This is a genomic window from Arenibaculum pallidiluteum, assembly GCF_017355985.1.
Classification (GTDB): Bacteria; Pseudomonadota; Alphaproteobacteria; order Azospirillales; family Azospirillaceae; genus Arenibaculum; species Arenibaculum pallidiluteum.
The window spans coordinates 297,915-321,835 of the sequence record NZ_JAFIQU010000001.1; the positions used below are offsets into that span (position 1 = coordinate 297,915).

General features: G+C 70.9%; 24 protein-coding genes. 11 read left to right on the plus strand and 13 right to left on the minus strand.

The window, feature by feature from the left end; genetic code table 11:
- Positions 1 to 6 precede the first annotated feature (6 nt).
- Both JUB13_RS01425 and JUB13_RS01430 read right to left on the minus strand, forming a co-directional pair.
- Positions 7 to 1,656 carry an MFS transporter gene (locus JUB13_RS01425; RefSeq protein ID WP_207476565.1) on the minus strand — a complete coding sequence of 550 codons (1,650 nt, stop codon included), beginning with the start codon at positions 1,654 to 1,656 and terminating at the stop codon, positions 7 to 9.
- Positions 1,657 to 1,803: 147 nt separating this feature from the next.
- Positions 1,804 to 2,661: an N-formylglutamate amidohydrolase gene (locus JUB13_RS01430; protein WP_207476567.1), complete on the minus strand. Its 858-nt coding sequence runs from the start codon at positions 2,659 to 2,661 to the stop codon at positions 1,804 to 1,806.
- Positions 2,662 to 2,813: 152 nt separating this feature from the next.
- Between JUB13_RS01430 and JUB13_RS01435 the strand changes: the two genes are divergently transcribed.
- Complete coding sequence (locus JUB13_RS01435; RefSeq protein WP_236024645.1) at positions 2,814 to 3,779, plus strand: M14 family metallopeptidase; 966 nt, start codon at positions 2,814 to 2,816, stop codon at positions 3,777 to 3,779.
- Positions 3,776 to 4,831 carry an AbrB family transcriptional regulator gene (locus JUB13_RS01440; RefSeq protein ID WP_207476570.1) on the plus strand — a complete coding sequence of 352 codons (1,056 nt, stop codon included), beginning with the start codon at positions 3,776 to 3,778 and terminating at the stop codon, positions 4,829 to 4,831. The genes JUB13_RS01435 and JUB13_RS01440 overlap by 4 nt, the downstream gene beginning before the upstream one ends.
- 15 nt (positions 4,832 to 4,846) lie before the next feature.
- Here the strand turns inward: JUB13_RS01440 and JUB13_RS01445 are convergent, their stop codons facing one another.
- Positions 4,847 to 5,347 carry a CreA family protein gene (locus JUB13_RS01445; RefSeq protein WP_207476572.1) on the minus strand — a complete coding sequence of 167 codons (501 nt, stop codon included), beginning with the start codon at positions 5,345 to 5,347 and terminating at the stop codon, positions 4,847 to 4,849.
- Between the two features lie 66 nt (positions 5,348 to 5,413).
- Between JUB13_RS01445 and JUB13_RS01450 the strand changes: the two genes are divergently transcribed.
- Complete coding sequence (locus JUB13_RS01450; protein ID WP_207476574.1) at positions 5,414 to 6,547, plus strand: AI-2E family transporter; 1,134 nt, start codon at positions 5,414 to 5,416, stop codon at positions 6,545 to 6,547.
- 53 nt (positions 6,548 to 6,600) lie between these two features.
- Here JUB13_RS01450 and JUB13_RS01455 read toward each other — a convergent pair whose 3' ends face one another.
- The 3 genes from JUB13_RS01455 to JUB13_RS01465 all read right to left on the minus strand — a co-directional run bounded on the left by JUB13_RS01455 (position 6,601) and on the right by JUB13_RS01465 (position 11,063).
- On the minus strand, positions 6,601 to 8,286 hold the full coding sequence (locus tag JUB13_RS01455) for a methyl-accepting chemotaxis protein (protein WP_207477406.1): 1,686 nt from the start codon (positions 8,284 to 8,286) through the stop codon (positions 6,601 to 6,603).
- 30 nt (positions 8,287 to 8,316) lie between these two features.
- Entirely contained in the window at positions 8,317 to 8,769 is a 453-nt protein-coding gene (locus tag JUB13_RS01460) for a cache domain-containing protein (RefSeq protein WP_207476576.1), read from the minus strand.
- Between the two features lie 434 nt (positions 8,770 to 9,203).
- Entirely contained in the window at positions 9,204 to 11,063 is a 1,860-nt protein-coding gene (locus JUB13_RS01465) for an ABC transporter ATP-binding protein (RefSeq protein WP_207476578.1), read from the minus strand.
- A gap of 125 nt (positions 11,064 to 11,188) precedes the next feature.
- Here JUB13_RS01465 and JUB13_RS01470 point away from each other — a divergent pair, with 125 nt between their 5' ends.
- Positions 11,189 to 11,683, plus strand: coding sequence for a GNAT family N-acetyltransferase (locus JUB13_RS01470; RefSeq protein ID WP_236024646.1), 495 nt, complete (start codon positions 11,189 to 11,191; stop codon positions 11,681 to 11,683).
- A gap of 105 nt (positions 11,684 to 11,788) precedes the next feature.
- Positions 11,789 to 12,730 carry a DMT family transporter gene (locus tag JUB13_RS01475; RefSeq protein ID WP_207476580.1) on the plus strand — a complete coding sequence of 314 codons (942 nt, stop codon included), beginning with the start codon at positions 11,789 to 11,791 and terminating at the stop codon, positions 12,728 to 12,730.
- A 21-nt stretch (positions 12,731 to 12,751) separates the two neighbouring features.
- On the opposite strand, the gene JUB13_RS01480 is transcribed toward JUB13_RS01475, so the two are convergent.
- Positions 12,752 to 13,174 (minus strand): HRDC domain-containing protein, encoded by a 423-nt coding sequence (locus JUB13_RS01480; protein ID WP_207476582.1) that lies wholly within the window; start codon positions 13,172 to 13,174, stop codon positions 12,752 to 12,754.
- A 104-nt stretch (positions 13,175 to 13,278) separates the two neighbouring features.
- On the opposite strand from JUB13_RS01480, the gene JUB13_RS01485 reads away from it, so the two are divergent.
- Positions 13,279 to 13,668, plus strand: a complete 390-nt coding sequence (locus tag JUB13_RS01485; protein WP_207476585.1) for a GtrA family protein — start codon at positions 13,279 to 13,281, stop codon at positions 13,666 to 13,668.
- Here JUB13_RS01485 and JUB13_RS01490 read toward each other — a convergent pair.
- A complete protein-coding gene (locus JUB13_RS01490) occupies positions 13,611 to 14,369 on the minus strand; it encodes a class I SAM-dependent methyltransferase (protein ID WP_328702837.1) in 759 nt (252 codons plus the stop codon). The genes JUB13_RS01485 and JUB13_RS01490 overlap by 58 nt on opposite strands.
- An 80-nt stretch (positions 14,370 to 14,449) precedes the next feature.
- Positions 14,450 to 15,079, minus strand: coding sequence for an Hpt domain-containing protein (locus JUB13_RS01495; protein ID WP_207476589.1), 630 nt, complete (start codon positions 15,077 to 15,079; stop codon positions 14,450 to 14,452).
- Between the two features lie 188 nt (positions 15,080 to 15,267).
- Between JUB13_RS01495 and JUB13_RS01500 the strand changes: the two genes are divergently transcribed.
- Genes JUB13_RS01500 through JUB13_RS01515 form a run of 4 tightly spaced genes read left to right on the plus strand, consistent with a single transcriptional unit; the run spans position 15,268 to position 19,502 of the window.
- A complete protein-coding gene (locus JUB13_RS01500; protein WP_207476591.1) occupies positions 15,268 to 16,446 on the plus strand; it encodes an acyl-CoA dehydrogenase in 1,179 nt (392 codons plus the stop codon).
- The gene (locus JUB13_RS01505) at positions 16,446 to 17,657 is read left to right on the plus strand and encodes a CaiB/BaiF CoA transferase family protein (RefSeq protein WP_207476593.1); all 1,212 of its coding nucleotides are present in this window, start codon (positions 16,446 to 16,448) and stop codon (positions 17,655 to 17,657) included. The genes JUB13_RS01500 and JUB13_RS01505 overlap by 1 nt, the downstream gene beginning before the upstream one ends.
- Position 17,658: 1 nt before the next feature.
- Positions 17,659 to 18,558: a DMT family transporter gene (locus JUB13_RS01510; RefSeq protein ID WP_207476595.1), complete on the plus strand. Its 900-nt coding sequence runs from the start codon at positions 17,659 to 17,661 to the stop codon at positions 18,556 to 18,558.
- Positions 18,555 to 19,502, plus strand: a complete 948-nt coding sequence (locus JUB13_RS01515) for an AEC family transporter (RefSeq protein ID WP_207476597.1) — start codon at positions 18,555 to 18,557, stop codon at positions 19,500 to 19,502. Before JUB13_RS01510 ends, JUB13_RS01515 begins: the two co-directional genes overlap by 4 nt.
- A gap of 47 nt (positions 19,503 to 19,549) precedes the next feature.
- Here the strand turns inward: JUB13_RS01515 and glpD are convergent, their stop codons facing one another.
- The 4 genes from glpD to JUB13_RS01535 form a co-directional block, all read right to left on the minus strand.
- The gene (gene glpD / locus JUB13_RS01520) at positions 19,550 to 21,076 is read right to left on the minus strand and encodes a glycerol-3-phosphate dehydrogenase (protein ID WP_328702838.1); all 1,527 of its coding nucleotides are present in this window, start codon (positions 21,074 to 21,076) and stop codon (positions 19,550 to 19,552) included.
- Positions 21,077 to 21,263: 187 nt separating this feature from the next.
- A complete protein-coding gene (locus tag JUB13_RS01525; RefSeq protein WP_207476601.1) occupies positions 21,264 to 22,070 on the minus strand; it encodes a DeoR family transcriptional regulator in 807 nt (268 codons plus the stop codon).
- 127 nt (positions 22,071 to 22,197) lie between these two features.
- On the minus strand, positions 22,198 to 22,362 hold the full coding sequence (locus JUB13_RS01530) for a hypothetical protein (protein WP_207476603.1): 165 nt from the start codon (positions 22,360 to 22,362) through the stop codon (positions 22,198 to 22,200).
- 64 nt (positions 22,363 to 22,426) lie between these two features.
- Positions 22,427 to 23,206: an NIPSNAP family protein gene (locus tag JUB13_RS01535; protein ID WP_207476605.1), complete on the minus strand. Its 780-nt coding sequence runs from the start codon at positions 23,204 to 23,206 to the stop codon at positions 22,427 to 22,429.
- Between the two features lie 108 nt (positions 23,207 to 23,314).
- Between JUB13_RS01535 and JUB13_RS01540 the strand changes: the two genes are divergently transcribed.
- On the plus strand, positions 23,315 to 23,911 hold the full coding sequence (locus JUB13_RS01540) for a TetR/AcrR family transcriptional regulator (RefSeq protein ID WP_207476607.1): 597 nt from the start codon (positions 23,315 to 23,317) through the stop codon (positions 23,909 to 23,911).
- The last annotated feature ends 10 nt before the right edge of the window (positions 23,912 to 23,921 follow it).

A 23,921-nucleotide genomic window follows, 5' to 3' on the forward strand; every position in this document is an offset into this window, starting at 1 on the left:
CCGCCGTCACCGGCCCGGCGGCCATCCCATGCGGCGCGCCCCGCGCGCCAGCAGGTGCGATGTCCGCGGCGGCTCCGGGCCCTGGTGGAAGGACGCGGCCCGCTCCAGGATCACGCGGTCCGCGGCGGTCAGGCGCCGCTGGTGCCGCAGGTCGGCCGACCAGGAAGGCAGGATGAAGGCCTCGATCCAGCGGCCAGGATCGGCGGAGTCCTGGTAGATCGTCCAGCGCAGCGCGCCGTCGCGCAGCCGCAGGCGGCGCAGCGGACGCATCGCGCGCAGGAACTCGGCCGCGCGTTCGGGCGCGATCCGGTACTCGATGGTGACCGCGACGCTCGCCTTACCTGGCACGACCCCGGGCGCCAGCGTCGGAACCGCTGTCTCGGTCAGCGGCGACAGGTCCAGGTTCAGGTCCGCCGGCAGGCGCGTGACCGGAACAAGCAGCAGGCTGAGCAGGAGTCCCGCGCCGGCGCCCGCAAGCGCGGCCTGGTTCCCGAAGGCCTCCGCCGCATGGCCCCAGCACCAGCTTCCCAGGGCCAGCCCTCCGAAAAGCGCCATGAAGTAGATCGCAAGCGCCCGCGCCTTCACCCAGTTGGCCGAGGAGACCTGGACCATCACGTTGAAGCTCGACAGCGTCGTCATCCAGGCCGCGCCCCCAACCACGAGCGCCGGCACCGCGACCCACAGCGTCGGCGCCGCGGCGATCGCCAGGCACGGCACCGAGAAGCCCAGGGACCCCGCCGCCACGAGCCCGCCGCCAGGGACGCGCCGCCGCAGCGGGCCGATGACGAGCGCGCCGAGGATCGCGCCCGCGCCCAAGCAGCCGAGCAGGATGCCGAAGGTCATGGGCCCGCCGCCGAGGTCGTGGCGCGCCACCAGCGGCAGAAGCGCCCAGACCGCGCCGGCCAGCGCCGTGAAGACGAAGCAGCGCAGCATCACCACGAGAATGGCCGGCGAGCCACGCACGTAGCGGAAGCCCGCCCGCACGGCCTCGGGAAAGGTCTCGCGCGGCAGTTCGCTGACCGGGCGGGGCCGCCGCCAGGTCAGCAGGACGCCGATGATGAAGAGGTTGCAGAGCGCGTTGATCACGAAGGAGGCCTGGACGCCGATGCTGGCGACCACGAGGCCCCCGAGCGCCGGCCCGACCGACCGCGCGAGATTGAAGGCGATGCTGTTCAGCGAGATGGCGGCGACCAGCTCGGACCGCGGGACAAGCTCGCCGACCGTGGACTGGTAGGCGGGCTGGCGCAGGGCGGAGCCTGAATCGAGGACGAAGGTCAGCCCCAGCAGCAGCCAGGGCGTGATGCTCCCGAGCCCCTGCAGGATCGCGAGCGCCACGGCCCCCGCGAGCACGATCAGCTGCCCCGTCAGGAAGACCAGCCGGCGGTCCCACAGATCGGCGAGGCTGCCGCCCACCAGCGAGAAGAGCAGCACGGGGAGCGCCGTCGCGGACTGCACGAGCGCCACCATGTCGGCGCTGGGCGCGATGGAGGTCATCAGCCAGGAGGCGCCGACCGACTGGATCCACACGCCGAGATTCGAGACCAGGGTGGCGATCCAGATCGCCCGGTACATGGGATAGCGGAACGGCGAGAGCGACGAGGGGGCACTCGGCGCAAGCGGCGCGGCCTGCGCCTGGCTGCTGTCTTCGGTTGCCATCCCTCCGCCTTCCCCAGGGGCCGGTGCCCGCATCCGGGGCCCGGCCCCGCCGCGACCGGATCGGTGGAAGGAAGAACCCACCGGTGCACCGCCGGTTCCCCGGACGGCGCATTCCCGCCGTCGTATTCCCGCCGGCGCGGACGCCGCCTACTCGGCGGCTTCCGCCAGGGAGAGGCGAGCGAAGTCGCCGATGCGGTGGAGCAGGGTCGTCACGTCCGCGCGCAGCCCCTCGAACCCGGAGGTCTTGCGCAGGCTCTGCTCCTCCATGTAGAGGGCGCGGTTGATCTCGATCTGCAGGCTGCTGATCCCGCGGCGCGGATCGGAATAGCGCCGCACCAGCTCGACGCCCTTGTAGGGGTCGTTCATGCGCACGCGGTATCCGAGCTCCGTCAGGACCTCGCACACGAAGTTCGAGAAAGCGGGATCGCTCGTCGTCCCGTCCCGGTCCCCCAGCACGAAGTCGACGGGGCCGCTGCGGTCCGCGACCGCGATGCTGGGCATGGAGTGGCAGTTCAGGTGATAGACCCGCCCGAACCGGCGATGCAGCCCCTCGATCGCGGCGCAGAGCTCCTCGTGGTAGGGACGGTAGCAGCGCTCGATGCGCTCGATCACTTGCGCGACGGTCAGCCGGCCGTCGTACATCGGCTGCCCGGGCCGGCACAGTCGCCGGATCAGGCCCATCCCCGCGGCGGTCTTGTCCGAGGGCGAGAGAGGCCACGGCCAGGGGCCGTCGAGCAGCCCGGCGTCAATGTCATCCGGCGCCCTGTTGACGTCGATGTAGGTTCGCGGGAACAGCGCCGCCAGCAGCACGGCGCCGGCCTCGGGCGCGGCCGCGAACAGCTCGTCCACGTAGCTGTCCTCGGCCTGGCGCAGCACCGGCATGGGACAGACGAAGCCGAAATCGGGGGGATAGACGTTGCCGCTGTGCGGGGAATCGACCACGACGGGAAGACGCTCGCCCAGGGGTTCCGCCCTGACCAGCACGTCCTCGATAACGAAACTCATTGTCCCTCCGCGACACGGCGCCCTGCGGCCCCGTCATGGCCGATACCCGGCCCGGGGCGTCTGGAGACCGTCACATTCGTGCTACAGTCTATACAGGCCCGTCCAGCCGGCCGTCGACGGAAACTTGCCCGCCCCCCAGGAGACACTTTCCCTTGAACGCGACCGATCCGCCGGTCGAGCTGGCACCCCCGGACATCACCCCTTTCCGCCGCGGCAACACCGGGACGGAATTCGCCACCACCTACGACTCGGGCGTGCGGGGACCGCATGCGTTGATCAACGCGCTGATGCACGGAAACGAGCTCGGCGGCGCCATCGCGCTGGACTTCCTGCACCGCTCGATCCGCCCGCGGCGCGGGCACATCACGCTGGTGCACGCCAATGTCGCCGCCTTCGCCCGCTTCGACCCCCGGCACCCGGCGCGCTCGCGCTTCGTCGAGGAGGACATGAACCGGGTCTGGGACGACGCGATCCTGGACGGGCCGCGCCGCGGCGTGGAGCTGGACCGGGCCCGCGCGCTGCGCCCGCTCTACGCGCAGGCGGATGCCCTGCTCGATCTGCATTCCATGCAGCTTCCGGGACCTCCGCTGCTGCTGTGCGGGCGGGCGGGTCGCGCACGCCGGCTGGCGCGCGAGCTCGGCTGGCCGGGCTGGGTGGTCGCCGACGGCGGGCATGTGGCGGGCCCACGGCTGATCGATTACCGACCCTTCGCCGCGCCGGAGGAGCATCGCACGGCCGTGCTGCTGGAATGCGGGCAGCATTGGGCCCGCGCGAGCGCACTGGCCGCGATCGAGGGCAGCCTGCGCTTCCTGGTTCAGCAGGGCGTCATCGATGCGGAGGATGCGGCGCCGCACCTCCCCGCCGGGTTGTCGGGCGCGGACGTGCCGCGCCGGTTCGTCGAGATCACGGAGGTCGTCACGGCCGGCGCGGAGCCCTTCACCTGGACGCGGGGCTTCGAAAGCCTGGAGCTGGTCGCGGCGCCGGGAACCGTGATCGGCCATGACGGCGGCCGTCCGATCGCGACGCCCTATCCCGACTGCGTGCTCCTGATGCCGGCGCGTCAGCCGCATCCGGGACAGACCGCCGTGCGGCTCGGCCGCCTCGCGGGCACCCCATGAGCCTCGGCACGGCGATGCTGCTGCGCCGCGCCGGCCTGGCGCTGGCGATCGGGACCGCTGGCGGCGCGCTCGCGGCCTGGGCGTCCCTGCCGCTGGCCTGGATGATCGGCTCCATGGTCGCCTGCGCCGTCGCGGCCATGGCGGGGCTGCGGGTCGCGGTGCCTCCGCGCCTGCGCGCCGTGATGATCATGGTGCTGGGGGTCATGCTCGGCAGTGCCTTCACCCCGTCGATCCTCGGCCAGGCCGGGGCCTGGGCGCTCTCGCTCGGCGGGCTCGCCCTCTATGTCTGCGCGGCGACGGCCGTGGGCATCTGGTACCTGCGGCGCATCGCGGGCTTCGACCCCGTGACGGCCTATTTCACGGCCGCGCCCGGCGGCCTCAACGAGATGGTCCTGGTCGGCGGTGCCATGGGCGGCGACGACCGGATGATCGCCTTGGTGCACAGCGTGCGCATCATGATCGTCGTGATGACGATCCCGTTCTGGTTCCGCATCTTCGAGGGCTACGTGCCCGGGGGACGCGGGGCGCTCGGGCCGGGCATGGGTGCGATCCCGGCCTGGGACCTCATGCTGCTGGCGGTCTGCGCCCTGGGGGCGCCGGTCGCCGCGCGCCTCCGGCTGCCGGCCGCCGCGCTGATCGGCCCGATGCTCGCATCCGCGGCCCTGCACCTCGCGGGCGTCACGGATGGACGGCCCCCGGGGGTCCTCGTCGCGGCGGCCCAGATCGTGGTCGGCGCCGCCCTGGGCTGCCGGTTCGCCGGCGTGGGCCTTCGGACCATCGGGCGCGCGGCGGCCGTGGCCGCAGGTCTGACGGTCGCGATGCTGGGGCTGGCCGTCGCAATGGCGCTGGCGCTGGAGCGCGTGACCGATGCAGCCGGAGAGACGCTGGTGCTGGCCTATGCGCCGGGCGGCCTGGCCGAGATGAGCCTGATCGCCCTGGCGCTGCACGCGGACGTCGCCTACGTGTCGACGCACCACGTCTTTCGCATCCTGATGATCGTAACCCTGGCGCCGGCGGTCTTCCGCCTGCTGCGCCTGAAGCCCGGCGGCTGAGAGCGGCGCGGCCCGTCAGGGCCGCGCCCCGATCCAGGTCACGTCGGCCCCGTGCAGCGGGACCGTGCTGATCGCCATCTTGGCGCTGCCCTCGACGATCTGCCGGCTGTGGATCACGTAGACCAGCGTGTCGTTGGGCTTGTCGTAGATACGGCGGATCGCCAGCGCCTTGAAGATCAGGCTGATGCGGTCCGAGAAGACCTCCTCGCCGTTGCGGTCGAGATCGATCTTGCCGATCCGCAGCGGCCCCGTCTGCCGGCAGGCGATGGAGGCGTTGCTGGGATCCTCGAACCAGTTGCCCTTGCTGAGCCGGTCGATCAGCGAGCGGTCGAAGCGCACGATATGGCAGGTGACTCCCTCGATCTTGGGATCGGCCACCGCCTCGACGACGAGATCGTTGCCGGTCCAGTCGTTGGAGAAGCGGCCGACCTCCTCGGCCAGGGCTGGCACCGGCCGAAGCCCGAATAGAAACAATGCGAGGGATGCTGCGTTGATGATGCGTGCGACACCGCGCATGGCGGCTGCTCCTTCCGTCTGGCGTTTCCGCACGCCCTTTAAACATGCAAGGCCCCGGTCCCGTCCATGCCCGACCTCCGCGAAACCAGGCTCGCCGGCGCCGCCGCGGCGGCGCTGCGCCTTGACAGACCGGAGCGGACCGCCCTGCTGGGCCTGCTGGTGCTGGCCGTGCTCTTCGCCCTCAAGGCGGCATCCTCGCTGATGATCCCCACGGTACTGGCGCTGCTGCTGACGCTGGTGTTCCAGCCGGTGGTCGACTGGCTCGTGCGGGTGAGGATCCCGGCGCCCCTCGCCGCCGCGCTCGTGCCGCTCGTCCTGCTCCTGGCGGTTGGCGGCGTCGTCTGGATCGTCGGCCAGCAGGTCGGCGACTGGGCCGAACGGGCGCCCCAGGTGATTGAACGCGTGCGCACCAAGCTCGGCTGGATCCGCGACTCCGTCCAGCAGGTGCAGGAGGCGGCGCGACAGGTCGAGAACGCGGCCTCGCCCGGCGAGCCGCCCTCGGGCGCGGTGCCTGGGGCCGGCCTGCTCAGCGGCATGCTCGACCAGGCCAAGCTCGCCGGCGCAGACTTCCTGGTGATCCTGCTGCTGCTCTACTTCTTCCTGTTCGCCGGGCGCCGGACAGTGGACTTCGCCATCGCGTCGCTGCCCAATGCCGAGCGGCGAGAACGATACGACCGCATCGCCCACACGATCCGCGAGCATGTCGGCCGGTACCTGGGGACGATCGCCGCCATCAATGCCGTGATGGGCGTGATCATCGGCGGCTCCATGTGGCTGCTCGGCCTGCCCAACGCCCTGCTCTGGGGCATCCTGTCGGCGCTGATGAAGTTCGTGCCCATGATCGGCGGCACGGTGACGAGCCTGGTGCTCACGACCGTGGCCGTGATGACCTACGACGACTGGCGCTGGATGCTGATCCCGACGCTCGTCTTCCTGGTGCTGAACTGGGTCGAGGGCAACATCTTCACCCCCATGATCCTGGGCCGCCGACTGACCCTGAACCCGGTGGCACTGATCTGCTCCATCGTCTTCTGGGGCTGGCTGTGGGGCGTGGTCGGCGCCATCGTCGCGGTGCCGATCCTGGCGACGCTGAAGATTATATTCGACCACCATCCGCCGCTGACCCGCGTCGGCGCCCTGCTCGGCTCCCTGCCGCCCGAAGACGGCACGCGCCCCGCCGCGGACACGGCCGGGAGCTGAACGCGAAGAGCCCCGGGGAGCGCGCGCCGGCGCCCCCCCGGATGCGTGCGGGATCAGGCGCTCTTGATCTCGGCGAGGAAGCGCTCGACCTCCTCGCGCATGCGGTCGGCCTGACGGGACAGGTCGCCGGCGGCGGTCAGCACCGCGCCCGCGTTGGCGCCGCTGTCCTCGGCCGAGCGCCTGACCTCCGCGATGGTGTCCGAGACCTCCTGCGTGCCGCCGGCGGCCTGATGCACCCCGCGCGCGATCTCGGCGGTCGAGGCGCCTTGCTCTTCGACCGCCGTTGCGATGGCGGCGGAGATCTCGTTGATGGTCCCGATGGTGCCGCTGATGCTGGCGATCGCGGAGACGGCGCCGGCCGTCGCGTCCTGGATCGACCGGATCTGGGCGTCGATGTCCTCGGTCGCCCGCGAGGTCTGGTTGGCCAGGCTCTTCACCTCGCTGGCCACGACGGCGAAGCCCTTGCCGGCCTCTCCGGCGCGCGCCGCCTCGATCGTGGCGTTCAGCGCCAGCAGGTTGGTCTGGCTCGCGATGTCGTGGATCAGCTGAACCACGTCGCCGATGCGCTGGGCGGCCTCGGTCAGGCTACGCACCGTCTCGCGCGTGCGGGCGGCCTCGTCGACCGCTGCCGATGCCGCGGCCGTGGACCGGCCGACCTGCTGTCCGATCTCGCGGATCGCCGCGGCCATCTGCTCGGCCGCCGCAGCCACCGTGCCGACATTCGCGGCCGTCTGGTCGGCGGCGTTCGCGGCCGCGGCCACCTGGGCGCTCGTCCTGTCGGCGACGGTCGCCATTCCCTGTGCAGTGCCGTCCAGCGTCCTTGCGGCCGCGCTGACCGTGTGCAGCGCGTCGGAGACGGCGCCCTCGAAGGAGCTGACCAGCCGCTCGACGCGCTCGCCGCGAAGGCGCTTGGCCTCCTGCTCGGCCTGCTGCACCGCGCTCAGCCGCTCGGCTTCGATCAGGCCGTCCTTGAATACCTGGACCGCACGGGCCATGGAGCCGATCTCGTCCCTGCGCCGGCTCTCCGGAACGGCCGCCGTCCTGTCCCCGCTCGCAAGCAAGCCCATGGTCCGCGTCAGATGCTCGACAGGCCGCGAGATCAGCCGGGCGACGGCGACGGAGATCGCGACCGAGGCGACCAGCGCCACGCCGACCAGCACCAGGAACATCCGCACCGTGCCGGAGAGGCGCCGGTCCAGGTCCTCGGCGACTGCCTGGCGGTGACGGTCCGCCTCCTCGCGCAGGGCGGCGGTCTTCTCCAGCAGCGTCGCGAATGCGGCCTCGGCCGCGGGCATCATGGTCTGCGCCATGCCGGCGTCGGCGCCGAACTCAACGACCGTACCGGCGGCATCGGCATAGGCGTTCACCGCCTCGCCGATCCCGGCCAGCGCCGTCGCGTCAACGCCTAGCCCCGCAAGCACGGAGAGCGCCTCGCGGGCACGCGCCAGTTCCTGCGGCAGGGCCGCCTGGATCTTCTCGAGCCGCCCGGTGGCCGCCTCGTTGGCGGCGACCGACAGCATCTGATAGATGCCGCGGTGATGCGCCTCGACGGCCTGCTCCGCCTGGACGGTGCGGGCGAAGGCCTCGAAGGCACCGCCGCTGAGCTCGCGGACGCCGGCCTGCTCGTCGCGCAGCACGCCCTGCACGACGACCGCTGCAGCCACCAAGATGGCCAGGATCGCGGCGGGCGCGACGAGGAGCTTGACCACCAGCGGGCGGTCGTTCAGCCACGAGATCATGCTCACCTCACCCTGCGCGCCCGCCACGGTTCACTTGTAATAGCCGACGAAGACGACCTGCTCGCCGGCCTTGACGGCGTAGCTGGACTTCGGCCGGACCTTCTTGGTCGCGGGATCCAGGAAGCTGTAGTCGACCCATCCGGAGCCGTTCTTCGTGGCGGTATCCAGGATTTCCTGCCCGAAGGCCTTGCCCTCGGTGTCCCGGAACTTGGTTGCATCCTTGCCGATCAGGGCCTTGTTGCCGCCGGCGGAGACGATCACGCCCTTCGAGTCGTAGACGACCACGAACAGGTCCTTCACCATGAAGCCGCCGTTCGGATCGTCGAAATCCGCCAGGGCCTTCGGCCCCACGGCCTTGACATGGGCCGCGGCCTTCTCGGCAAGCACCTTGGCCTCGTCCGCGGTCCCCTGCTCGGCCGCCAGGGCCGCACCTGCCCAAAGGCCGAAAGCCGCCGTCATTCCCAGTAGAGCCCGCTTCATCATCGCATCACCCTTCCGTTCCCCCCGCGGCGCTCACGCAGCGGATGCCATGTACGCGGCGGTGCCGGCGAAGCCGAACGCCACCGTGACGAAATCACCGACCACAGCGGTCCCGGCGGCCTCAGCGATGCCATCAGGTCCACTTCAGAACAGAGAATGAAGATTCAGTATTACCAACAAATTAAGCCGCAAATTGGTTAATTTGCGTTAACTATAGCGGCCGGTGCGGTGGCCTTTACTGCCTCGGCAATGATATGAACTGTCTTTTTTCCGGACGAAATCTTGCCCCGACGGGGCCGAGACGGGCTTCGGTCGGGTGAGGTTTCACACGCCGAGCGGCTCCGGTCCGCCCCCCGTGCGCGGCCACACCGAAGCCGCCGATCAAGGGGCGCCGACGGGCAACCCAGGCGGATGGCCCGGCCGCCCCCGCAGCGTCTTCAGACCTTGTCCGCGAGCCGGAACGATGGATCCGGAGCGCCGACAGCCGCGCCGCCTGCCCCGGCCTGCCGGAGCCACAGGCGCGCATAGGCGCCGCCGCGCGCCAGCAGCTCGTCATGGCTGCCCTCCTCGAGGATGCGGCCTGCATCGAGCACGAGGATCCGGTCCATGCGCGCCATGGTCGTCAGCCGGTGGGCGATGGCGATCACGGTGCGCCCCTCGAAGAGGCGCCACAGGGCATCCTGAACGAGCGCCTCGATCTCCGAATCCAGTGACGAGGTGGCCTCGTCCAGGATTAGGATCGGCGCATCCTTCAGAAGCGCCCGCGCGATGGCGACGCGCTGCCGTTCGCCGCCCGAGAGCAGCAGGCCGCGCTCGCCGACGACGGCGTCCAGCCCCTCCGGACGCCGCGCCAGCAGGGCGTCGCAGCGCGCGAGCCGCACGGCCTGCAGGATCGCCGCATCCCCGGCATCGGGCCGGGCGTAGCGCAGGTTCTCGCGCAGGCTCCGGTGCAGGAGCGCGGGGTCCTGGGGCACCTCGGCGAGCGCGGCGCGCAGGGAGGCCTGGGTCACCGCCGCGATGTCCTGTCCATCGATCAGGATGCGCCCGGCGTCGGGATCGAAGTCGCGCCGCAGCAGTCGGACGAGGGTACTCTTCCCGGCGCCGGACGAGCCGACCAGGGCGACCTTCTCGCCACCTCGGATCACCAAGTCCAGACTGCCCAGCACCGCCGGCCCGCCGGCATGGGCGAAGCGCACGCCCTGGAACTCGACCCGGCCACGCGTCGCAGCCAGAGCGGGCGCGCCCGGCCGGTCGACGATTGCGTGGGGCGCCGCGACGAGACGCAGCCCCTCGCCGAGAACATCCGTCTGCTCCACGAAGTCCAGCACGCGCTGGGACAGGATCCAGACGTTCAGGGCCAGGATGTTGGCCAGCGAGACCACCATCACGAACTCCCCGACGCCCATGCGGCCGGCCAGCGCCTCGGAGACGGCGAGCCCCGCGAGGGCGAGCTGGAACAGGATCGTCGCGCTGTACTGGACCAGGCGCATGCGGATCAGATAGGCGCGCAGCCGCCGCGCGGCCGCCATCTCCTCGCCGAGCGTCTCCGAGAGCATCCGTCGCTCGTGGGCGATCCGCCCGAAGGACCGCACCAGCGAGGCGTTGGAGATCACGTCGACGAGCTGCCCGCCGACGGCCGAAACGGCGGAGGAGGCCTCGGCCGACAGGCGCAGGCAGCGCGGCGCCCACAGGACGGCCGTGCCCAGGAAGGCCACGGTCCAGATCAGGATCACGCCGAGGAAGATCCCGTTCTCCCCCGCGAGGATCGCGACCGACATGGCCAGGATCGTCACGGTGCGGACGACCTCGAAAAGCACGATGCCAAGGATCACCACCGCCGCGTCGCCGGCCTGCTTGACCCGCTGCGCGAGGCGCCCGGCCAGGTTCTCCTGGAAGTAGAGGGGCGCGTGCTCCATTACGTAGGAGAAGAGAACCGACTGGACGAGCCTGCGCAGCGCCGGCCCCGCCTGCCCTTCGGCCCAGTCCTGCAGCCGGTTGAAGAGCGCCGACCCCATCCAGGCGCCGCCCACCGCCATGAGCCAGAGCAGGATCCCCGCCGTCCAGCCCGCCCCTGCCGCATCCCCGCCGGCACCGCCCTGCGCCGCGCCGAGAGCGTCGACCAGGCGCCGCAGGAAGACGGGCTCCAGCCCCATGAGGCCGATCGCCCCGGCCGCGGCGAACGCCATCAGCGCCGCCTGGCCCGGCAGGAAGCGCAGGACCATCAGGGCGACGAAGGCTGGGGCGCGCCGCGGCAGCGGACGGCCGAGATCGCGGTAGGAAGCGTCGAAGGGACCCATGGACAGGAGGCCGTCTTTGCGGGATGGGTGGCGGGCGCCGGAGCTGGTACCGGGACGGGCGGATCCTGCCGGCAGCGAGGCCAGGTTGGAAGCGCGATCGAAAGGGCTGGACGGGAGGTTCTGGATTGAGCTGGCGACCCATGACGGCGGCCGACCTGCAGCAGGTCGAGGCGATCGCCGAGCGCGTCCATCCGCTCTATCCCGAGTCCGGCGCCGTCCCGGCGGAGCGGCTGCGCCTGTTCCCCGCAGGCTGCCTGATGGCCGAGGAAGCCGGCGGCGCGGCGCTCGGCTATCTCCTCAGCCATCCGTGGCTGATCGGCCGCGCGCCGGCGCTGGACTCGCTTCTGGACACCCTCCCGGAACGCGCGGACTGCCTGTACCTGCACGACGTCGCCCTGCTTCCCGAGGCGCGCGGGAGCGGGCTGGGCGCGCAGGCGGTCGGGCGGCTTCTGGACCTCGCGCGCGCCCGCGGCCTTGCGGCCATTGCCCTGGTGGCCGTGAGCGGCACCGGGCCCTACTGGTCCCGCCACGGCTTCCATCCCCACCCGCCCGGTCCGGAGCTGCGCGCGAAGCTCGCGAGCTACGGCGAGGGGGCGGCCTATCTCGTGCGCGGAGCCTAGCGGGCAGCGCTTCGCAGGCGCAGCAGCCATGCGCGCCGCCCTGTCCCTGACATTGCACGGCTAGGCTAGGCTCCCCTGTCCCCGCCAGCGACGGAGCCAGACGCCGTGACCGCCAAGACCGACGCCACCGTTCCGGCCGAAGGCATGGCCCTTCTCGTCTTCCTGAGCCTCGCCTGGGGCGTGAACTGGCCGGTCATGAAGATCGGCCTGACCGAGGTCGAGCCCTTGACCTTCCGCACCCTCGGCATCCTCGCAGGTGCCGCGGGGCTGATGGCGATCGCCCGGATCCAGGGCCGATCGCTCGCGGTGCCGCGGAGCGACCTGCCGCCGCTGGTGCTGGCCGCACTGCTGAACGTGACGGGCTGGCAGCTCTTCAGCGGCTACGCCATCAGCATGATGGGGGCCGGCCGCGCGGCGATCATCGGCTTCACCATGCCGCTCTGGGCGGTGATCCTGGGCGCCGTCTTCCTGAAGGAGAGAATCGACGGGCTCCGGCTCGGCGGGCTGGCGCTGGGCCTGTGCGGACTCGCCGTCCTGCTGGCGCCCGACGTCGCGAACCTCGCCCGCGCCCCGTGGGGCGTCCTCCTGATGCTGGCCAGCGCCTTCTCCTGGGGGGCGGGCACCGTGATCCAGAAGGCGGTGCCCTGGCGGCTCGGCGCGATCCAGCTTGCCGCCTGGCAACTCCTGATCGGCGGGCTGGCGCCCCTCGCCGGCATGCTCGTTGCCGGCTCGCCGTCGACGCTGCTCACCGCCTCGGGTACGGCCTGGATCGCGATCGCCTATGTATGCGTGGTTGCGATGATGCTGTGCAACTGGACCTGGTTCCGCATCGTCGAGATCTTCCCGCCGGGGATCGCCGCGATCGGCTCGCTGGCCGTCCCCGTGGTCGGGGTCTTCAGCGGAGCGCTGATGCTGGGCGAGCGCATCGGGGTCAGCGAGATCGCCTCGCTCGCGCTCGTGGTCGCCGGGCTGTTCCTGGTGCTGGTGGTCCCGGCCATCGGACGCCGCCTGCCGCGCCGGGCCACCGCGCAGCGCGAGGCCGGCTGAGACACCGTCGGGCAACCGCCTTCAGTCGACTGCCGTCAGATCCTCGAGCGTCTGGCGCACCACCTGGACGAGGGCGGCGCCATGCTCGGCCAGGTTCAGGCCCAGCGATCCCGCGATCACCGAAAGCTCGACCTCGGTGGTGGGGGCGTAGCGGGCGATCTCCTGGAGCGCGGCGTCCGGCATCAGCGCATCGCGCGCAAAGCCCATGTCCTGTGCCGTGCGGTTGCGCCAGTTGCTCAGGCTCTCCAGGATGGCCGACCGGATCTGGGCGCTCTCCTCGCGCCGGCGCAGATCCTCGAAGACGACGAGGATATGCCAGGCGCCCTCGGCATAGGCGGTCTCGATCCGCTTGACCTCGACGGTGCGCAGAAACCCGGCGAGATGCTCCTCGTCCTCCTGGGTCGCGCTGTCCCTAATCTTGAAGGTCCTGACCTCGCCCTTCATGCCATCACCCGAGCGACAGAGAGGCTCAGACACTACCCCTTCCGCGCCCGCTTTGCCATGGCGACGTGCGGCGCCGCGAAGCTGCGTGCTATAGAGCGCGCGCCATGATGCAGTTCGTTCTGTTCGCCCTCGTCGGCTGCGCCGCCGCCGTCGCCCATTACGGGACGCTGATCGTCCTGGCCGAGCTGGCGGGGGTCGGTCCGGTCTCCGCCTCCGCTGCGGGCTTCGTCGCCGGCGCCGCTGTCAGCTACGCCCTGAACTACCGCTACGTCTTCCGCAGCGACCGCGAGCACCTGCCCACCGCCGCCCGGTTCCTGACCGTCGCGCTGTTCGGGCTGGGGCTCAATAGCCTCGTCATGGCGGCGCTGACCCACCGGGCGGGCCTTCACTACCTGGCCTCGCAGGTCGCGGCGACGCTCGCCGTGATGCTGTGGAGCTACGGCGCCAACCGGTTCTGGACCTTCGGCGGGGATGCCGCCCCCCGGTCGTCCTGAGAGGCGGGCGCCCGGCGCGCCATGAAGCTGTTCCTGTGCGGCGTCGGCCCGACGTTCCTGGGCAGCCGCTCGGCGGCGAAGCCAGCGCCGCGCAAAAGGCCCAGCATGGTATCGGGGCGGTAGGTCGAGAACCCGGCCTGGCGCCGCACGCGGCCGTAATCCGACAGCGCCATCCGCACCAGGCCGAGCAGCGCGGCCCCGAGAAAGCCGTTCGCCCGCGCGAAGCGGAGCTGCGAAAGGACGTCGCGCAGGACCGGCGTGTCCGGCTCGATCACGTCGGCGATCAGCAGCCGTCCATCGGGCTTGAGCAGCCGGTGCCAGTCGCGCATCGCGGCGGAGAGCTGGCCCGCATCGAGATACTGCAGCACCGAGACGACCAGGATCATGTCCAGGCTCGAATCGGGAAGCGCGGCCAAGTCCCCGGGATCCAGCACGCGGATGCGCGGGTGATCGCCGAGGCGCTGGCCCAGGCGCGCCCGCACGGCCTCGACCGCGTCATACAGGAAGAGGGTGCCGATCCGCGCCGACAGCCGCCCGGCGCAGAGCGCGTCCCCGCAGCCCCAGTCCAGCACGCGGCTGTCGGCGCGGTCCGGCAGCAGGGGCTCGATATCGCTGGCGAGCCGGTCGAAATGGGCTTCGAGATTGCGCTGGTTCACGTAGATGGCATGGGGGCGCCCCCAGAACTCGATCCAGCTCGACACGCCTGCACTCCGATCAACCCGGTGCGCAGCTTCGCCGACCCTCGGGACCGTTGGCAAGCGACGACCGCCGCCGGCGCAGGTCATGACGTGCCGGCGGCGAACCGCGCCTCCAGCATCGCGGCGCTCAGGGACAGGATGGCCGATACGGCGGCCAGGGCGTCCGGGTCGAAGGATGCCTGCTGAAGGTGTTCCAGGGAGGCCGCCAGGGCATCCGCGCCGAGGTTCAGCGCCATGCCCTTCATGCCATGGGCGATGCGCGCGGCACCGTCGGCGTCGCCGCGCAGCAGCGCCGTCCGGATCGAGGCGAGCTCCGCGTCTGCAGCCGCGGCGGACGCCGCCACAAGCTCGTCAAGCTCCGGGCCCATCAAGGCGCGCAGCACCGCCAGCCGGTCGGGCGAGACGATGGCGGGATAGCCCCGTCCATGGGCCGTCACGAGCATGGCCTGCCCCGACGGGTCGCGGGAAAGCGGCGCCAGGGTCAGATGCAGCGGCCCTTCCGGGCTCCCGTCCTCGCTCCATTCCACGAAGCGGCGGGCCGCCAGGCGGCCGCGCCAGGGTGTCGGGGGTGGGTCCGGGACCCACAGCGCCGCGGCCGGGCCGGAGGTCGCCAGCATATCCACCGCACCGCCCGGGGCGACCAGGTACAGCACCGCGGGCAGCTCCACGGATGCGACCGCGGCGCGCCGCGCCGCGAGTATGGCGTCGGACATCTGGCCTCCCCCGGCATGGTGGCGCAGCCGGTCTGGACGCGACCCGGCGACGCGACCCCGGGACGCGCACCGCGCAGGGGGCGGCATGTTGCCTCGCCGCGGGACGCGTCGCTATGGTAGTTCAAAGAAACTGAGTGCCCCGCGGCCCGCGGCAAGGGCCCCGTCGTGGCCGCTGGAGGAGTCGAATCATGAGCCGTGCGCCGTTCGTTTGGGAGGACCCGCTTCTTCTCGAGGAGGAGCTGACCGAGGAAGAGCGGCTGGTGCGCGACAGCGCGCGCGCCTACTGCCGGGAGCAGCTGATGCCGCGGGTGCTCGAGGCGAACCGGCACGAGATCTTCCACCGCGAGATCATGTCCGAGATGGGCGCGCTCGGCCTGCTGGGCTCGACCCTGCCCGAGGAATACGGCTGCGCCGGGACCTCCTACACGGCCTACGGGCTTATCGCCCGCGAGGTGGAGCGCGTCGACAGTGGCTATCGCTCGGCCATGTCGGTGCAGTCCTCGCTGGTCATGTATCCGATCTACGCCTACGGCTCCGAGGAGCAGCGCCGCCGCTACCTGCCGGGCCTGGCCTCGGGCGAGCTGGTCGGCTGCTTCGGCCTGACCGAGCCCGATGCCGGCTCGGACCCCGCCGGGATGAAGACGCGCGCCCGCCGCACGGCGGACGGTTACGTGATCTCCGGCTCCAAGCAGTGGATCACGAACTCGCCCATCGCCGACGTCTTCGTGGTCTGGGCCAAGGACGAGGAGGACGTGATCCGCGGCTTCGTGCTGGAAAAGGGCATGAAGGGCCTTTCGGCGCCGAAGATCGAGGGCAAGTTCTCGCTGCGCGCGTCGATCACCGGCGGCATCGCCATGGACGAGGTGCGTGTTCCCGAGAGCGCGATGCTGCCGGGGGTGAAAGGCCTCAAGGGACCGTTCGGCTGCCTGAACAACGCCCGCTTCGGCATCTCCTGGGGCGCCATGGGCGCGGCCGAGTTCTGCTGGCACCAGGCCCGCGACTACGTGCTCGAGCGCAAGATGTTCGGCCGCCCCCTGGCGGCCAACCAGCTGATCCAGAAGAAGCTCGCCGACATGCAGACGGAGATCACGCTGGGCCTCGTGGCGGCGCTGCGCCTGGGGCGGCTGAAGGACCAGGATCGCTGCCCGCCCGAGGCGATCTCGCTGATGAAGCGCAACAACTGCGGCAAGGCGCTCGACATCGCCCGCGTGGCCCGCGACATGCTCGGCGGCAACGGGATCGCCGACGAGTACCACGTGATCCGCCACGTGATGAACCTCGAGGCCGTGAACACCTACGAGGGCACGCACGACATCCACGCGCTGATCCTCGGCCGTGCCATCACCGGCATCCAGGCCTTCTCCTGATGCCGGGTTCGCTCGCGCATCTGCGCGTCCTGGACCTCAGCCGCGTCCTCGCAGGCCCCTGGGCCGGCCAGGCGCTGGCCGACCTGGGCGCCGACGTGGTCAAGGTCGAGCGCCCGGGCCAGGGTGACGACACCCGCGGCTGGGGTCCGCCCTATCTCAAGGACGCCGACGGGCGCGATACCTCGGAGGCCGCGTATTTCCTGGCGGCGAACAGGGGCAAGCGGTCCCTGACGCTCGATATCGCTTCGCCCCGCGGCGGCGAGGTCGCGCGGGCCTTGGCCGCCAGGGCGGACGTCGTGCTGGAGAACTACAAGGTCGGCACCCTGGCGAAATACGGGCTCGACTATGCGAGCCTGAAGGCCATCAACCCCGGCCTCGTCTACTGTTCGATCACCGGCTTCGGCCAGGACGGCCCCTACGCCGCGCGGGCGGGCTACGACTTCATGATCCAGGGAATGGCCGGGCTTATGAGCGTTACCGGCGAGCCCGACGGCCCGCCAGAAAAGGCCGGCGTGGCCCTGGTGGACATCCTGACGGGGCTCAATGCCACGATCGCTGTCCTGGCAGCGCTCGCGCACCGCGACCGGACCGGCGAGGGCCAAGCCATCGACATGGCGCTTTTCGACGTGATGGTCGCCAGCATGGCGAACCAGGCCACGAACTACTTGAGCTCGGGCCGGGCGCCGCGGCGCCTGGGCAACGCGCATCCCAACATCGTGCCCTACCAGGTCTTCGCCACGTCGGACGGGCACATCATCCTGGCGGTCGGGAACGACGGCCAGTTCCAGAAGTTCTGCGCCGTCGCCGGCCGCCCCGAGATCGCGGCCGACCCGCGCTTCGCGCGCAACGCGGACCGTGTGCGCAACCGGGCCGAGCTGATCCCGATCCTGGAGACGGCGATCCGCGAGCGGCCCTCCGCGTCCTGGCTGGAGGCGCTGGAGCGCCAGGGCGTGCCCTGCGGCCCCATCAACGACATGGCCGAGGTCTTCGCCGACCCGCAGGCGGAGGCCCGCGGCCTCAGAGTCGAGATGCCGCATCCCGCGGCCGGTACGGTCCCGCTGGTGGCATCGCCCTTCCGCCTCTCGGCGACCCCGGTCGAGTATCGCCGCCCGCCGCCGCTTCTGGGGCAGCATGCCGGCGAGGTGCTGGCGGATTGGCTGGAGCTCGGCGAGGACGCCATCGATGATCTCCGCCGGGCCGCCGTGATCTGACATGCAGGACCAGGACAATCGCCGCGGCATCGTGATGATGCTGCTCGGCATGACGCTGTTCGCCTGGAACGATGCGCTCGGCAAGTGGCTCGTGGTGGGCTATCCCGTCGCCATGATCCTGGCGGTGCGCAGCCTGTTCGCCCTGGCGGTGCTGACGCCGCCGCTGCGGCGGACCGGGCTGCGCTGGGACGCCGTGCGCCGACGCCCGGGCACGCATTTGTTCCGGGCCTTCTGCAACACCGCCGAGATCGGCTGCTTCTACTGGGCGGTGCGCGACCTGCCGCTTGCCGAGGTGATGACGATCTACATGGCGGCGCCGCTGCTGGTCACCGCTCTCTCGGTGCCGCTCCTGGGAGAGCGGGTGGGCTGGCGGCGATGGCTCGCCGTGGGCGTCGGTTTCGGCGGCGTCGTCATGGTGCTGCAGCCCTCCGGGGCGCTGGCGCCCATGCCGTCGCTGGTAGCGGTTCTAGGCACGGTATGCTTCTCGCTGGGCATGCTGGCCACCCGCTCGCTGCGCGATACCGGGCCTGCGGTGCTGGCATGGCAGCAGACCGTCGTGTCGCTGCTGTGCGGCGGCGTGCTCCTGCCCTGGATCTGGGTACCGCCCGGGCCCGTGGACTTCCTGCTGATGGGTCTGCTGGGCATCGTCGCCCTGGGCGCACATCTGGCGCTGAACCGGTCGCTGCAGCTCGCCCCCGCGGCGATTGTCGTGCCCTTCCAGTACATCTCCATCGTCTGGGCGGTGGTGCTGGGTGTCACGATCTGGAACGACGTGCCATCGGCACAGGCGGGCGCGGGCGCCCTGCTGATCGTTGCCAGCGGCCTCTACATCTTCCACCGCGAGCAGCAGGCCGCCCGCGGCTCCACGGCAGAGGCGGTGGCGTCCGAGGCGCCGCCTTGAACCAGATCCTGGAGGTCGTCCTCCCGGTCTTCGGCCTGGTGCTGCTGGGCTTCGCGGTCGGACGTCCTCCCCTTTTCGGGGCGGGCTCCGCCCGCGCGCTGGGCACCTTCGTCTTCTATCTGGCGCTGCCGGCCCTGCTGTTCCGCTCCATGGCCCAGCGGGGGCTTCCCGGCCGTGACGAGCTGGCCTTCTTCGCGACCTACTACCTGGCGCTCGTGGTCACCGCGGTGCCCGCGCTGGTATTCATGCGCGGCGTCTTCCGCGAGCCCCTCGCCGAGGCCGCGACGCTGACCCTCGGGGCCATCTTCTCGAACCTCGTGCTGATCGGCATACCGCTGGCGGTCCCGGCCTTCGGCCAGCGCGGCCTGCCGCTGGTGCTGCTGATCGTGACCTGCCACGCCGTGACGCTGATCGGCAGCGCCACCGTTATGGTGGAGATGTCCCGCGCGGGCGGCGGGAAGCCCCTGGCGATCCTCGGGCGGACGGTGCTGGCGCTGCTGAAGAACCCGATCATCCTGGCGATCCTTGCGGGGACGGCCTGGGGCGCGACGGGGATCGGTCTGCCCGTCCCGCTCGACCGCACGATCTCCATGCTGTCGGCGGCCAGCGTGCCCTGCGCGCTCTTCGCCCTTGGGGCCGATCTGGTCGGCATCCGGGTGCGCGGCCTGCTCGGCCGCACGCTCGCCATCGTCGCCATCAAGCAGATGGCGCTGCCCTGCGTGGTCTGGCTGATCGGGACGTACGTGTTCGCCCTGCCGCCCTTCGAGCTCGGCGTGGCCGTCGTCCTCGGCACCCTGCCGGTCGGGCTGAACGTCTTCATCTTCGCCCAGCGCTACGGGATCCATGTGGGACCCGTCGCCAGCGCCGTGCTGGTGTCGACCGCCATCTCGGCCCTCACCACGACGATGGCGCTGCTCTGGTTCGTGCCCCAGCCCAGCGGCTAGCGCCCGGGACCGGCACACTCAGCCCCGCCGGACCGGTCGCGCCGGGCCTATTCGGCCGCGCGGACCGGCACCTCGGCGGCCGCGAACCAAGTTTCCACCGTGCGGCGCTCGCCTGGCGAGAGATGGAGGCCGAGCTTCGAGCGGCGCCACAGGAAGTCCTCGCCGGTGCGGGCGTATTCGCGGTCGCGCGCCCAGCGCAGCTCGGCCTCGTAGACATCGCCCCCATAGCAGGTCCCGAGGGCGGCCAGCCGGTCGGCCCCGGCCAGAAGCTCCCGCGTCAGGGTGCCGTAGCTGCGGGCGTAACGCCGACGCAGCCCCTCGGGCAGCCAGGGGTACTCCAACCCCAGAGCCGCGACGAAGGCGTCGAAATCGGCGTCCGGGATGTCGCCACCGGGCAGGGTCGCATCGCGGGTCCAGCGTGTCGCGCCGTTGCCCAGCGCATGGCCGATCCGGTCGACGGCCTCCTCGGCAAGGCGCCGGAAGGTCGTGATCTTGCCACCGAATACCGAGAGCAGCGGCGCGCCGCCGTGGAGCGTGTCCATCTCCAGCACATAGTCGCGCGTGACCTTCGAGGCGTCGCCCTCGGCGTCGTCCTGCAGAGGCCTGACGCCGCTGTAGCTCCAGACAACGTCCTCCGGGCGCACGGGCTTGCGGAAGTAGCGCGAGGTCGCGGCGCAGAGATAGTCGACCTCCTCCGGCGCGATGGCGACGGAAGCAGGATCGCCGGAATAGTCCAGGTCGGTGGTGCCGATCAGGGTGAAGCGCTGCTCGTAGGGGATCGCGAAGACGATCCGCCGGTCCGTATTCTGCAGGATGTAGGCGTGATCGCCCTCGAAGACCCGGGGCACGACGATGTGGCTGCCCTTGACCAGCCGGACCTTGTGGCGGGACGGCGTGCCCAGGCGCGCCGACAGCAGGTCGGCGACCCAGGGCCCTGCGGCGTTCACGAGGCCGCGCGCGGACACCTCCATGGTTGCGCCCGTCGTGAGGTCGGCCAGCGTCGCGATCCACAGCCCGCGCTCGCGCCGGGCCGCCACGAGGCGGGTGCGCGTCAGCACGCGCGCGCCGCGCGCCTCGGCATCCATGGCGTTCAGCACGACGAGGCGGCTGTCCTCGACCCAGCAGTCGGAATACTCGAAGGCGCGGGTGAAGCCCTCCGCCAGCGGTGCGCCCGCGGGATGGCGCGCAAGGTCGATCCCGCGCGATGGCGGCAGCAACCTGCGCCCGCCGAGATGGTCATAGAGGAACAGGCCCAGGCGCAGCATCCAGGCCGGCCGCATGCTGCGGTCGTGGGGCAGTACGAAGCGCAGCGGCCAGATGATGTGCGGCGCCGCGCGCAGCAGCACCTCGCGCTCGGCCAGCGCCTCGCGGACCAGCCGGAACTCGTAATGCTCGAGGTAGCGCAGCCCGCCATGGATCAGCTTGGTGCTGGCCGAGGACGTCGCGGAGGCCAGGTCGCCCTGCTCGCACAGCAAGACCGATAGCCCGCGCCCCGCGGCGTCACGTGCGATTCCCGCGCCGTTGATGCCGCCCCCGACCACCAGGAGATCAGCCGTCGGGCCCGCTGCCGCCATGTCCATCCTCCGTGCGCATTTCCGGGAAACCTGCCCCGGCATGTTCGCTTCAGAAAATGGATGTGTTCATCCATGTTCGCAAGCGAAAACGGCGGGTGGCGCCGAGGGTTCCACGAATGTCGCGCCGCGGGCGTTCCAGATCTCGCAGGAGTTGCACGGAGGATGGGGCGCGCCGCACGCCCCGCCGTCAGCGGGGCTCCGCCTGCACCGCGGCGGGACGTCCGTCCGCGGCGGTGCCGGCCACATGGACCCGGCAGCCGGTCTGCTCGATCACCTCGGCCAGCGGCGCGGGCGGCGCAAGGTCCGTGAAGAGGTCGTCCACCTCGCCCACATGGCCCAGGCGGATCATGGCGCTGCGCCCGAACTTCGTGTGGTCCGTCACAAGGAAGACGCGGCGGGAATTCTCGATGATGGTCCGTGCGACGCGGACCTCCTGGTAGTCGTAGTCAAGGAGGTCGCCTTCCGAGTCGATCCCGCTGATCCCGATGATCCCAATATCGACCTTGAACTGGCGGATGAAGTCGATGGTGGCGGGACCGACGATGCCGCCGTCGTGCTCGCGCACCTGCCCGCCCGCGACCGTCAGGGCGAAGCGGGTGCTGTTGTGCAGGATGTTGGCGACGTTCAGGTTGTTCGTGATCACGCGCAGGCCGGAATGACCCGTCAGCGCCTGGGCGACCGCCTCGGTGGTCGTGCCAATGTTCACGAAGAGCGAGGCGTCGTCCGGGACATGCGCCGCCGCCAGTTCGGCAATCCGGCGCTTCTCCTCGGCCATCAGGAGCTTGCGGGTGCCGTAGGCGAGATTCTCGACGCTGGATGGGGCCGCGATACCGCCGCGGAAGCGGCGCACCAGCGAGCGCTGGGACAGTTCCTCGACATCGCGGCGGATGGTCTGCGGCGTGACGCCGAAATGCTCGGCGAGCCACTGGACTTCGATGAGGCCCCGTTCGCGGACGAGGGTGACGATCTGCTGGTGGCGCTGGGCGGAATCCATGATCTCTCGTGTCCACGTCCCCGGACGCGAGAAACTGCCTGTGCCGCTCGCCGGCGGTCAAGTGGGCAGCGGTCGCCCAGGGGCGCCCCGAACCATGTCGGAACGCCCCTGGGCGGCCGTGCTGGCGTCAGCCTTCCTGCTTCTTCGCGCGGCGGGCGAAGGTGCCCTTGTAGACGATCTCTTCGGACGGGCCGGGGGCGCATTGCGTCACCGCACCGCCCCGCTTCAGGAATTCCTGCATCATGGCATCGAGTTCCCTGGTCTGCTCGGCCTTGCTCCTCGGATCCTTCATCATGCCTCCAGGTCGCGACTTCCTTGCAGATGGGAAGCTCGGGGCTCATGCGCCATCTGTTCCTTCAGGGTAGGCGTGCCTGGGTACGCACGCCAAGCGCGAAAGGTGGGACGCCGCGCAGCAGCGAGCGCGCGGTGGGCGCCAAACGCGAAACCTCATTGCGGCGCCAGACGCGGCGCTCCATCTCGGGCAGGACCTCGCGGCGCCACGCCGGCAAGTCGTCGAGCGCCGAAAGATGCGCGGCATGGTCCTGCGGGCCAGCGAAGGCCGAGAACCAGACGAACAGCGTCTCGCCCTCGCGGACGGGCAGCCGTGGGAAGCCGTTGACGCTCCGCTCGACCATGAAGGATGCCAGCGCCGGCGCGCGAGCCTCTGCCAGCAGCGGCGCGATCGCCTCGGCGAAGAAGGCCGCGAAGCTCCCATCGGTGCCAGGTGCGAGATGGCAAACCGTGGCGAGGATCAGGTCGGACGCCTCGACGTCCACGGCAAGCGCAGGTCGCGGCGCAACGGCGTCCGGGAAACCCGATCCGGGATAGGCAGGACGCAGCAGCAGGACATTTTCCGAGTTGATCATGGCGGCATTGGCGGCCTCGCGATGCGCCGCCCAGGCGGGGCCTCCGTAGAACGCCGCCAGTGCTGCCTTCCGCGCGGCCATGTCGGCAAAGCCGCGGATCCAGACGAAGGCATCCGCGTCGTCGAGATCGCGGAACTGCCCGATCAAGGAGATTCCCTCCGCCTCCTGCGTTTCGACGAACTCGCGCTCGAACAGCGCGATCAGCCCCTCCCGCGCCCCCGCATGAAGCCGGTAGCGCCGCAGCTCGACCACTCCGAGATCCTCGGCCACATGCCCCTCCAGAAACAGGATGATCGTCCTGTTTTCATTAACAGGTCAGTTGTCCTGTTTTGTCAACGGGCGTAGTTTCCGCCCGTGACCGGATGGATGGAGACAAGAATGGCAGGGCTGCGGACCAATGATCCCGACGGCATGCGACGGCGGGTTCTGGATGCGGCCTTTTCGGCCTTCTGCGGCCAGGGCTACCATGCCACGGCCATGCACGAGCTGAGGACCGCCGCGGGCGTGACCGGCGGTGCCCTCTCCCATCATTTCCCGAGCAAGAAGGAATTGGTCCTTGCGGTGATCCGTGACCGGGTCGCCGATGCGGTCGAACGGACCTGGCTCGCCCCGCTCCGTGACGCCCCGACGACGATCGAAGGCGTCCACTCCGTCCTTGAGGCGATCGCGGTGGAGCTGGATCGGAATCAGGTCGTCCGGGGCTGCCCGCTGAACAACCTCGCGCTCGAGCTGTCGGGACAGGACACCGAGTTCCGCGCGGCGATCGACGCGATCTTCGGACGCTGGCGCGCCGCCGTGGCTGAGAAGCTGCGTGCCGATCTCGAGCAGGGCCTGGTGCGGCCACTCGATCCCGGCGCGGCGGCGACTCTGGTAGTTGCGGCCTATTCCGGGGCCATGGCGATGGCCAAGGCCGCGCAGAGCGCAGAGCCGCTGCGGACCTGCGCCGATCAGCTCGCCTGGGCGCTGCGCCCCTAAAGGTCCGGAC